At 65.1% G+C, this 11,186-nt stretch carries 6 protein-coding genes and 2 pseudogenes; 4 read left to right on the top strand and 4 right to left on the bottom strand.

Annotation, left to right across the window (positions count from 1 at the left end; genetic code table 11):
- Positions 1–74: 74 nt before the first annotated feature.
- The 3 genes from L0Z65_RS12885 to L0Z65_RS12895 all read right to left on the bottom strand — a co-directional run bounded on the left by L0Z65_RS12885 (position 75) and on the right by L0Z65_RS12895 (position 2,140).
- Positions 75–344, bottom strand: coding sequence for a DUF2798 domain-containing protein (locus L0Z65_RS12885; RefSeq protein WP_405108195.1), 270 nt, complete (start codon positions 342–344; stop codon positions 75–77).
- A gap of 148 nt (positions 345–492) precedes the next feature.
- Complete coding sequence (locus L0Z65_RS12890; RefSeq protein ID WP_096870351.1) at positions 493–1,245, bottom strand: hydroxypyruvate isomerase family protein; 753 nt, start codon at positions 1,243–1,245, stop codon at positions 493–495.
- A gap of 277 nt (positions 1,246–1,522) precedes the next feature.
- Positions 1,523–2,140 (bottom strand): DUF1285 domain-containing protein, encoded by a 618-nt coding sequence (locus L0Z65_RS12895; RefSeq protein WP_405108199.1) that lies wholly within the window; start codon positions 2,138–2,140, stop codon positions 1,523–1,525.
- A gap of 64 nt (positions 2,141–2,204) precedes the next feature.
- Here L0Z65_RS12895 and L0Z65_RS12900 point away from each other — a divergent pair, with 64 nt between their 5' ends.
- From L0Z65_RS12900 to L0Z65_RS12915, 4 genes and pseudogenes are all read left to right on the top strand, one after another.
- Positions 2,205–3,212 (top strand): AAA family ATPase, encoded by a 1,008-nt coding sequence (locus tag L0Z65_RS12900; protein WP_405108202.1) that lies wholly within the window; start codon positions 2,205–2,207, stop codon positions 3,210–3,212.
- Entirely contained in the window at positions 3,209–4,132 is a 924-nt protein-coding gene (locus L0Z65_RS12905; protein WP_405108205.1) for a DUF58 domain-containing protein, read from the top strand. The genes L0Z65_RS12900 and L0Z65_RS12905 overlap by 4 nt, the downstream gene beginning before the upstream one ends.
- A pseudogene (locus L0Z65_RS12910) lies at positions 4,129–7,047 on the top strand (DUF4159 domain-containing protein). Before L0Z65_RS12905 ends, L0Z65_RS12910 begins: the two are co-directional and overlap by 4 nt.
- A 15-nt stretch (positions 7,048–7,062) precedes the next feature.
- Positions 7,063–9,124, top strand: a pseudogene (locus L0Z65_RS12915) (hypothetical protein).
- 34 nt (positions 9,125–9,158) lie between these two features.
- Here the strand turns inward: L0Z65_RS12915 and pbpC are convergent.
- A complete protein-coding gene (gene pbpC, locus L0Z65_RS12920) occupies positions 9,159–11,186 on the bottom strand; it encodes a penicillin-binding protein 1C (RefSeq protein WP_405112552.1) in 2,028 nt (675 codons plus the stop codon).

Raw genomic sequence — 11,186 nt, forward strand, 5'->3', positions numbered from 1 at the left:
TGGCCCAACGGGAAGACCGTCATCTTTGATGCTGAGATGACGGGCGGGAGGAGCGCGCCCCATGGACTGCGGTGCTAGTCTTTTACGCTGGGAGGTCCTGCTGGGCTGGCTGTTTCTGCCGACGGCTTCACCATCCAGGCCACCAATCGGCGCACCGCAGGTGCCACCCCCAGCACAACGACGAAGGCCACCGGCCAGCCGAAACTCCAGGCCGACATCCAGAGCCCCGGCGCCTCTGCGCTCAGGCCAACCGCCTTCAGCGTGGCAACACCTGTGACGATGCAGGACATAACGCCAGACAGGATCAGTCCAAACAGGACAGGGGCGAATCGCGCAGGGAACATGATGGTCTCCAGTCTTGGATCGAATACCGCCTTATGCCCTGCGGTCAGTCACATTTCAATTCGCGAATATGTTATGACACCGCAACCGGACCTTTGGCCGCAGCCTTTCCATCCTGACAGTGACTGGCGTACCCGGATGCGTCCTCCGTCAGCCCATCCAGGCCAGACTGTCTTCTGTCCGTTTGGTACTTGGGGTGTATTCGGCACTGACCCAGCCTTCATAGCCGCTTTCGTCAATTGCCGCGAAGAGCTGTTCGAAATCCACCGGTCCGGTTCCTGGCTCACATCGCCCGGGCGCGGCGCCGATCTGAACATGGGTTGCGCGGTCGCCAAAGGCCTCCCAGACCTTGACCGCATCCCCATGGATGAGCTGCGCGTGATAGGCATCATATTGCAGGCCAACGTTCTTGCGGTCCACGGCCTCCAGCACCTCAACCGCGAGATTGTAGTCATCCAGAAAATACCCCGGCTGATCACCGCTGTTCAGCGGTTCAATGGTGAATTGCTGTCCCGGCGCATAATCAGCGGCCCATTGCAGATTGCGGATCAGCGTGTCTTTGGCCACATCGCCTTTGGCATAACCGGCCATGATGTGGATCATACCGGGTCGCAGCACCTCCGCATAGCGCAGCACCCGCCGGATATCGCGTTGAAACCGATCCGCCCCCATCGGCAACGCCGCATAGCCCGGCATCCCACCAGTATAGTTCGGGGGCGGTGCGTTGATCAGCAGCAGCTCCAGCCCGTTGGCCAACAAGGCCCGCTGAGTTTCTTTCGCAGCCAACTCATAGGGAAACAGGATTTCCACCGCTTCAAACCCGGCCCGCGCGGCTGCAGGAAACCGATCCAGATAGGGCAATTCCGCAAACAGCAATGAAATATTGGCCGCAAATTTCGGCATTGGAAAACCTCCTTTGGAGCCACCCCCGATTGGCGGCCAAATAGACATGTGCCGGACGGTCTCATCTCAATGGCTCCGCTCAGCCCCCGCCAAGTTCACCATTGACCCATCCAGGATCACACCGCCTCAATCTGCCTCAGATCTCCACCGATTTTGAGCAGGTTTTCACAAGAATTTTCGCTAATTTTACAATACACTCAACTGGATCAGCGGCTTCCCGCCGCATCACCGCACGACCGGCAGCCCTCTGCCGACGACGCTACGATGTGGGTCAGGATCAGTCGTCCGACAGCTCATCCGATGGGATGATGCCAAAGAACGCACCACCCGACCACAGACCAAACCATCCATCCCGGTGACACCCAAGCTCCACAAGCCGGTAAAAGCTCTTGCGATCAATCAGCGCCTCCAGACCAGCCCGCACCATCACATAGGGTGCTGGCTCACCTGTCTCTTCGTCCCGCACCACGCGGATTTTATGCGCAGGCCCGGCCTCAACCCTGTCGCCAACATGGGTTTCAAAACGCAGCACCTGCGCCTCATCCGTGCCGTCCACCTCGAAATCGACCGCGACAAAGGGAGCATCCTCCACCGTGATGCCAACCTTTTCGACAGGCGTAACAAGGAAATACTTGCCGTCTTCCAGCTTCAGAATGGAGGAAAACAGCTTCACCAGTTCAAACCGCCCGATTGGCGTGCCGAGGTAGAACCAGGTGCCATCACGGGCAATCCGCATGTCCAGATCCCCGCAAAACGGCGGATTCCACAGATGCACAGGCGGCAGACCGCCTTTGCTCGCCGTCTTGGCCGCAGCCGCCAGCCCCTCGGCGCTGGGGGGTTCTGATCCTGTTTCGGGGGTGTTGCTGCCGGAAGTCACGGGATTTTGTCCGCTCATTGCTTTTGCCATTTTCTGTCAACGCGATACAGTATCACTATATATTCGCCGTGAAGGGAAAGTCATGTCCGAACCCGACGATCTGCTGGCCGAGATTGAAGCGCTTGAAGACAAGCTGACACAGGCCAGGTCCTCTATCACCCGGCGCTTTATCGGTCAGGAGCGTGTGGTCGATCTGACGCTGAGCACGCTGCTGTGCGGTGGCCACGGGCTGCTGATCGGTCTGCCCGGACTGGGCAAGACCCGGCTGGTGGAAACCCTGTCTACGGTCATGGGGCTTGCAGGAAACCGGGTGCAGTTCACCCCGGATCTGATGCCCGCCGATATTCTGGGCTCCGAGGTGCTGGACACCGCCAAGGACGGCAGCCGCGCCTTTCGCTTTGTGCCGGGGCCGGTCTTTTGCCAATTGCTGATGGCGGATGAAATCAACCGCGCCAGTCCCCGCACACAATCTGCGCTGCTGCAGGCAATGCAGGAACGGATGGTGACCGTGGCTGGTGCCGACCGTCCCCTTGGCACCCCCTTTCACGTGCTGGCCACGCAGAACCCGATTGAGCAGGAAGGCACCTATCCTCTGCCAGAGGCGCAGCTGGACCGCTTTCTGTTTCAGATTGATGTCCCCTATCCGACCCGCCAGACCGAACGCGACATTCTTCTGGCCACCACCGGGGTTGAAGAGGGCAGCGCGCATCAGGTCTTCACGGCCGATGATCTGATGGCGGCACAGACCCTGCTGCGCCGGATGCCTGTGGGGGACAGCGTTGTGGAGATGATTCTGGATCTCGTCCGCGCCTTCCGCCCGGAGGATCCCGCCGCCTCTGAACGGGTGCAGCAGACCGTTGCCTGGGGCCCGGGGCCAAGGGCGGCACAGGCGCTGATGCTGGCGGTGCGGGCCTGCGCGCTGCTGCAGGGGCGCCTCGCCCCCAATGCGGATGATGTGCTGGATATGGCGCAGCCCGTGCTCAGCCACCGGATGGCGCTGAACTTCGCCGCCCGCGCCCGTGGCGAAAGCCTGACTGATTTGATCACCACCACAGCCGAGACCCTGGCACGACCAGGCGTCGCCGCGTGACACAGGCGCGCGCCCCTCAGCCAGACGGACCCGCTGGCAGCGGCCAAGGCTCCGCAGCGGATCTGCGCCACCGCGCAGAAAGTGCGGCCAGTCGCTTCCCGCCGCTTCTGGTTCGGGCGCAGCAATTGGCCGGGTCCGTGCTTTTGGGCGAACATGGCCGCCGTCGTGCCGGCATGGGCGATGATTTCTGGCAATACCGCCCGGTGCAGGCCGGGGACAGCCGCCGCATGATTGATCACCGCCGGTCCGCCAAGGGGGATCAGCAGTTCGTACGTGAACGAGAATGGCAGATCGCCCAGACGGTGCACCTCTGGGTCGATCAGGGGGCGTCCATGCGCTTTGCCTCCACCCCGGCGTTGCCGCAGAAAATTGACCGCGCCCGACTGCTCGGGCTGGCCGCCTCTGTGATGATGCTAAGAGCGGGGGAACGTGTCGGTCTCACCGGTGGCCGCCTGCCGCCCCGACGCGGCAATGCCCAGATCCTGCGGTTGGCCGACGCACTCAGCCTAGATGACGACGGCGACTATACCCCACCCGAAGATCGCGCCATGTTGCCACACGCGCGGGTGCTGTTTCTCTCCGATTTTCTGGGCCCCTTCGCACCGCTGGAACAGGCACTGGCCAAGGCCGCAGACCGCGGGGTCCATGGCGTATTGATGCAGGTGCTTGACCCGGCGGAGGAGGAATTTCCCTTCGACGGGCGCACCATTTTCGAAAGCGTCGGCGGCGGGCTGCGCCATGAAACGCTGAAGGCTGGCGCCCTCAAACAGCGCTATCTTGATCGGCTTGCCGAACGACGCGACGCGCTGGATCACCTGTGCCGCGCGGCAGGCTGGCGTCTGGGCACGCATCACACAGGCGATAGCGCGCAGGTTGCCCTGATGTGGCTGTTTCACGCCATGGAAAGAAGCGGCTCATGACGACCATTGCCGGCATCGGCTTTACGGCCCCCTGGCTGCTGCTGGCGCTTCTGGCGCTGCCGCTGTTGTGGCTGCTGTTGCGGGCGGTGCCCCCCGCCCCGCGCAAACGCCTGTTTCCGGCGGTCACCCTGCTTTTGGGGTTGCGCGATGACGACAGCCTGTCGGATCGCACCCCATGGTGGCTGTTGCTGCTGCGACTGCTGGCGGTGGCGGCCGCCATCGTCGGACTGGCCGGGCCGGTTCTCAACCCCACCACAACCCCGACCGGGCGCGGCCCGTTGCTGGTGGTGTTGGATGGCAGCTGGGCTGGCGCCCCGGACTGGGACCGCACCCGAGAGGAAATCGACCATCTTTTGGCTGAGGCCGGACGCGCGGATCGCCCGGTCGCCGTGCTGCGGCTGACCGCACCTCAGACGCCTCAGTTCCAAAGCGCGGCAAGCTGGCGTCGTCAGATCATCGGTGAGCCCCCGCAAGCCTGGCAGCCCACGCCAGAGCAACTGGACCGCGCCCGGACCCAGATAGATGCAATTGAGGGTGGGTTTGACAGCCTCTGGTTCAGCGACGGATTGGAATATGCTGGTCGCGACGATCTGCTGGCGGCGCTGCGCCAACGCGGCAGGCTGACCGTTTATGAACATGCCACCCCCCGGCTGGCGCTGCGCCCGGTTGTCTATGTGGATGGTGCAATGGAAATCACCGTCGCTCGCCGCGGCCCGCAGGCCACCTCAGGTGACGGGGCTGTAACAACAGCCCTTGGCGCAGGTGCGGATCAAACCGTGACTGTCCTTGCCAAGGGGCCAGACCCGGGCGGCACCATGCGCACCCTCGGCTCGGTGACCGTGGATTTTGCCGACCCGGACAGCACCTCCGCCGACGGCAGCGAAGCCACCGCCCGCCTGTCTCTGCTCGGCAGAGCTGCGCGCGCGCATCCGCCTGTTTGAGCTGCAGGGCCAAAGCAGCGCCGGGGCCGTATCGCTCGCCGATGACGGGCTGCGCCGCCGCGAAGTGGCACTGATCTCAGCCCAAAGCGGCAACGAAGGGCTCGCCCTCCTCTCGCCTCTGCACTATCTGCGCCAGGCGCTGGCACCGACCGCTGACCTGCTGGAGGGCGGGCTAAGCGATCTCCTGCCTGCCAATCCTGACGTGATTGTCCTTGCCGACACCGCCCGTCTGCCCCCCGATCAGGAGGCGGCAGTGGTGGATTGGGCCGCTGACGGCGGGCTGCTGCTGCGGTTCGCCGGTCCGCGACTGGCTGCAAGCGATACCGCCCGCACCGATGAGGAACCGCTGCTGCCCGTGCGCCTGCGGATTGGGGGCCGCAGCATCGGCGGCGCCATGAGTTGGGGGGAGCCAAAAACCCTCGCCCCCTTTGCCGAAGACTCTCCCTTTTTCGGACTGAACATTCCCCCTGACGTCACCGTCAGCTCGCAAGTGGTCGCCCAACCCGACCCCTCACTGGCGGAGCGGGTGATTGCGGAGCTTTCCGACGGCACACCGCTGGTCACCCGCAAGCCGCTGGGCAATGGCCAGATCGTATTGTTTCACGTGACCGCCAATGCGGAATGGAGCAGCCTGCCGCTCTCCGGCCTGTTTGTGCAAATGATGGAGCGGCTGGCGATTTCCTCCGGCTCCAAACCGGCGGAGGCCGTCGATCTGGACGGCACCACATGGGCGCCGCTTCAGGTGCTGGACGGTTTTGGCGCGCTCTCCGATGCTGATGCCCTCCCCGGTGTGACCGGGCCGGACCTGATCGCCGCCCCTGCCGGACCTGAGCTGCAACCGGGGCTCTATCAAAACGGCGATCGGCGGATCGCACGCAACGTGATGCGCGCTGAGGATCAGCTGACCCCGACGCAGTGGCCGCTCGGCGTCCCTGTCAACGGCTATGGAGCCTCCCCCGAGCGCCCGCTGGGTGGCCTTCTGATCAGCCTCGCCCTCATCCTGCTGGCCGTCGATGTGATTGCGGCGCTGTTGCTCTCCGGGCTTCTGTCGCGCCAGCCCCGGACCTCCGCGAACACCATCCGCAACCTGACCTCGCTGCTGCTGTTGGCCACCTCTGTCTGGGTCATCGCCCCCGGTCACGACATGCGCAGCCACGCCCAGGGCAACGCCACTGCGATTGAGGAGGTAACCCCCTCCCCCCATCTGATCCCGCAGCCGATGCCGTGGCGGCAGAGCGGGCAGCCGAGCTGACATTGGCCCATGTACTGACCGGCAATCCGCAGGTCGATCAGCTGGCCCGCGACGGTCTGCGGGGGCTGTCAAACACGCTGCGCTTCCGCACCTCGGTCGAGCCCGCACCCCCCGCCGCTGTTGATCTGGAGCGCGACGAGCTGGCCTTCTATCCGCTGCTCTACTGGCCGGTGACCGCCAATCAGGCGATGCCCTCAGGTGCGGCCTATGACCGGCTCAACACCTATCTGCGCACCGGTGGGATGATCCTCTTTGACACCCGCGATGCCGATCTGACCCGCGCCGGCGCCAGCAGCCCCGCCGGGCGCCGCCTGCAACAGCTCGCCCTGCGGCTGGATGTACCACCGCTGGAGCCACTGCCCGCCGACCATGTGCTAACGCGCGCATTCTATCTGCTGCAGGATTTTCCCGGACGTCACAGCCGCGGCGCCGTCTGGGTCGAAGCCGCGCCCGCTGACGCGCAACAGGTCGAGGGCATCCCATTTCGCAACCTCAATGACGGTGTGACACCGGTTGTGATCGGCGGCAACGATTGGGCCGCCGCCTGGGCCGTGGACGACAACGGCCGCCCCCTGCTGCCGGTTGGGCGCGGCTACGCGGGCGAGCGTCAGCGCGAACTGGCTTACCGTTTTGGTGTCAATCTGGTGATGCATGTGCTGACCGGGAATTACAAATCCGATCAGGTGCATGTCCCGGCTCTGCTTGATCGGTTGGGGCAATGATATGAGGCTGGATAAATGACGCAGACCATCCTCTTCGACCCGCTGGTCCCCTGGCCGGTGATCTGGCTGCTGGCAGCCCTTTCCACGGCAGTACTCAGTCTCGCGGTCTGGAAACGCTTGGCCGGATGGCCCCTGCGTGCTCTTGCTGCCCTCGTCCTGATTGGCGCCCTCAGCGGTCCGGTTTACCAGATTGAGGACCGCGCCCCGCTCAATGACATCGTGCTGGTGCTGGAGGACAAAACCGCCAGCCAGTCCCTTTCCGACCGCCGCGAGCAGACCAGCGCCGCCGTGACCGCGCTGGAAGCCGCCCTCGCCCAGCGGACCAATACCGAGGTCCGTCGGATCCCGATCAACAACGTGCCCGCCCGCGAAGGGCGCAGCGACAACAGCGGCACCCTCCTGATGGGCGCGCTGGCAGAGGCGCTGGCCAATGTGCCACGTGGACGGGTCGCCGGGATCATTGCGCTCAGCGATGGTCAGATCCATGACCTTGCACAAACTCCGGCCCTCGCCGGCCCCGCTGCATCTGCTGCTGACCGGCCGCCCCGGTGATTGGGACCGGCGGCTGATCGTGAAAAATGCCCCGAGTTTTGCCATCATCGGCGAACCGGTGACCCTGACCCTCAGGATCGAGGATCAGGGCGACGCCCCGCCAGCGGGCGCACTGGCGGAACTGGCAATTTCCATCGGCGGCGCCGAGCCTCAGCGCTTCAACCTTCCGGTTGGCGTCGATTTCGACCTGCCGCTGACGCTGCCTCATGGGGGGCGCAACGTGATCCAATTCACCGTCCCCACCGCCGAGGGCGAGCTGACGGATCGCAACAATGCCGCGCTGGTCCAGATCAATGGCGTCCGCGACCGCCTGCGTGTGTTGCTGGTCTCGGGTGAGCCGCATCCCGGCGGGCGCACCTGGCGCAATCTGCTGAAATCCGACAGCGCCGTGGATCTTGTGCATTTCACCATTCTGCGCCCGCCGGAAAAACAGGATGGCGTGCCGGTGGATGAACTGTCGCTGATCGCCTTCCCCACGCGGGAGTTGTTTTTGGAGAAGATCAACGACTTCGATCTGATCATCTTTGACCGTTATAAGCGCCGTGGCATTCTGCCCGCGATCTACCTCGACAATGTGGCCGACTACGTGCAGCGTGGGGGCGCTGTTCTTGTCGCCGCCGGGCCGGATTTTGCCAGCGCCGATAGTATCTATCGCTCGCCGCTCTCCAGTATCCTGCCCGCCAGCCCTTCGGCGCGGATCTTGGAGCGGGCCTACCGGCCCGAGATCACCGATCTCGGCCAGCGCCATCCTGTCACCGCTGACCTGACCGGCGCGGCTGATTGGGGCCGCTGGCTGCGCCAGATCGAAGTCGACGTGCCCGAAGGCCATGTTTTGATGAGCGGCGTCGACGCCCGCCCCCTGCTTGTGCTGAACCGTGTTGAGGAAGGGCGGGTAGCGCTCTTGGCCTCCGATCATGCCTGGCTCTGGAGCCGGGGATATGAGGGCGGCGGCCCGCAGCTGGAATTGCTGCGCCGTCTGGCCCATTGGATGATGAAAGAGCCAGAGCTGGAGGAGGATGTCCTCTCCGCCGAGGCCACCGGCCAGCGCATGCGTATCCAGCGCCGCAGTCTCGACGCGGATGTCGGCGAGGTCACCATCACCACTCCGGATGGCAGCACCGCCACGGTCGCGCTGGCACAGACCGCCCCCGGTCGGTGGGAAGGCCGCTATGAGGGGCCGGAACCCGGCCTCTACCGGCTGGAAGAAGGGAAGCAATCCACCGTGATCGGCCTCGGCCCTGCGGCCCCGCGCGAATTCGAACAGACCATCGCCACCGGAGAGGTCATGGCCGCCGCCGTAGCGCAGAAACGCGGCGGTGTGCGGGCGTTGCACGACGGTATACCCAGCCTGCGCAATATACGCGCCGGACGTGTTGCAGCAGGGCGCGGCTGGATCGGTCTGACGCCACGCGACGCCTATCGTACCATTTCGGTCAGGCAGACACCGCTGCTGCCCGCCTGGCTGGTTCTGCTGATGGCCAGCGCTGCGATCATCGCAGGCTGGCTGCGCGAGGGTCGGCGCTGATCCCACATTCCGGGGCCTGACAGTGCGCTGAGAATTACTCGTCCGGGCGGGTGATGCGCACCCGCACCTGATCCGACCGGCCGTTACGGTCGACAACAACCAGCGTTGAAAACCCGCGGTCCAGTCCAGGCAAATCGATGCTGCGACGGCGGGCACCGGTCACCACAGGCGCCTGATTGGCCAGCACCAGAAACGGCGCCTCGCCGCCCTTGATCCGCAGGGTCATCTGCCCGCCCTCCGCCAGCAGCAGAGCCGCCCCATTCGGAGGAAAGGCCAGCTGCAGCCGCGCGCCGGGTGGGCCACCAACACCCCCCCTGTCAAAGCGCTGCAGTGGCAGCGGCAACTCCGCCGTCGCAACGCGCAGGGTCGAGGCAGGCGCCGCTGGAAAAGGTGTAAACCCGCGACCAATCAGCCCAAAGGCCTCAAACAGCAGGGGCGCCGCCAGTTCCGCACCAAAAGCTCCCGGCACCGGCGTGCCATCCGCCCGCCCCAGCCAGACACCCACCACATAGCGGCCATCCCATCCGATTGCCCAAGTATCGCGGTGCCCGTAGGATGTCCCGGTCTTATAGGCCACCATACCCGCAGGCGCCCCTGCGGGAGGCGGCACACCGCGTAGAATATCGCCGATCTGCCAGGCAGAAACCTTGCTCATCAGACGCGGCATCCGCTCGTAAGGGGCATCCAGACGCGCCCTTAGCCGGGGGCCTTGCCCACCAGCCGCCAGCCCCGCGTAGACCTGCACCAGATCCCGCAGCGACACGCCAACCCCACCGAGCGCAACCGCCAGCCCTGGCTTGCCGCCGGGCAGCCGGGGGTGCGCGCCGCCCCGCCGCAACGCCGCCATCAGCCGCGCCGGGCCCAGTGCCTGCATCAGCTGTATCACCGGTGTGTTCAGCGACAGCTGCAGCGCCCGCCGGATTCGCAGATCCCCCCGAAAGCGGCCATCGAAATTCTGCGGTGCATAGCCATCAATATCAATCGGACCATCGTGGATCAGTGTCTCCGGATGGGCCAGCCCCTGATCGAAGGCAAGACCGTAGACCAGCGGTTTCAGCGTCGATCCGGGGGACCGTGGGGCGCGTGTCATATCAACAAACCCCTGCCGCAGATCATCGCGGTACCCCGACGATCCGACAGAGGCGAGGATCTCGCCACTTTGGTGGTCCGCCACCAGCACCGCCGCCGAGAGCCTCGCATCCTGCCGCGCCACACTCTGCGCCAGAAGCTGCGCCAGACGCTGCTGCAGTCCTGCCTCAAGCGTCAGATCAATCCGCGCCTGCTCCGGTGTCTCTGCCACCAGATCATCCGCCAGATGTGGCGCCAGCTGCGGAAAACCCCGCATGCGCCGTGGCATCGGCGCCCTCGCTGCGGCCTCTGCTGCGTCAGCCGTCAGCACCCCGGCATTACGCATCCGCTGCAACACCCGGTCGCGGGCCAACCGTGCCTTTTCCGGCGCGCGATCCGGGCGGCGCGCCTCAGGGGCCTGCGGCAACGCCACTAGCAGCGCAGCCTCTGCCGGGGTCAACCGCGACGGCTCCTTGCCGAACCAGGCATAGCTCGCCGCCCGCACCCCTTCGAGATTGCCTCCAAACGGCGCGTGGATCAGATACAGCTCTAAAATCTGCGCCTTGCTGAGGCGGCGTTCCAACGCCAGCGCCAGCCGGATCTGCCGCAGCTTGCCCGCCCAGCGCCCGGTACTGCCATCCTCCAACAGCCGCGCCACCTGCATGCTCAGCGTTGACCCGCCTGAGACCACCCGCCCCCGCCACAACGCCTGTGCCGCCGCCCGCAACAACGCCAGCGCATCGACACCGCTGTGGTCATAGAATCGCTTGTCCTCATAGCGCAGCAACATCGCGCGATAGCCCGCGTCGACCTGATCCACCGTCACAGCCATGCGCCAGATCCCATCCGCCACCGGATAGGCCCGCAGCAATTGCCCGTTGCGGTCGCGAACCTCTGTCGCGGTCTCCGCCAGCGTCGCGGGCATCGGCGTCTTCTCGACCCAATCATCAAAGGCGACACCGCCGATCACCGCGACCGCACATAGGCCAATCAA

The sequence above is a fragment of the Phaeobacter sp. BS52 genome (assembly GCF_045040595.1).
Classification (GTDB): Bacteria; Pseudomonadota; Alphaproteobacteria; order Rhodobacterales; family Rhodobacteraceae; genus Phaeobacter; species Phaeobacter piscinae.

What these genes read in the sequence shown, in the direction of transcription:
- L0Z65_RS12885 (WP_405108195.1), bottom strand. Translation starts at nt 344, where the DNA reads ATGTTCCCTGCGCGATTCGCCCCTGTCCTGTTTGGACTGATCCTGTCT.
- L0Z65_RS12890 (WP_096870351.1), bottom strand. Translation starts at nt 1,245, where the DNA reads ATGCCGAAATTTGCGGCCAATATTTCATTGCTGTTTGCGGAATTGCCC.
- L0Z65_RS12895 (WP_405108199.1), bottom strand. Translation starts at nt 2,140, where the DNA reads ATGAGCGGACAAAATCCCGTGACTTCCGGCAGCAACACCCCCGAAACA.
- L0Z65_RS12900 (WP_405108202.1), top strand. Translation starts at nt 2,205, where the DNA reads ATGTCCGAACCCGACGATCTGCTGGCCGAGATTGAAGCGCTTGAAGAC.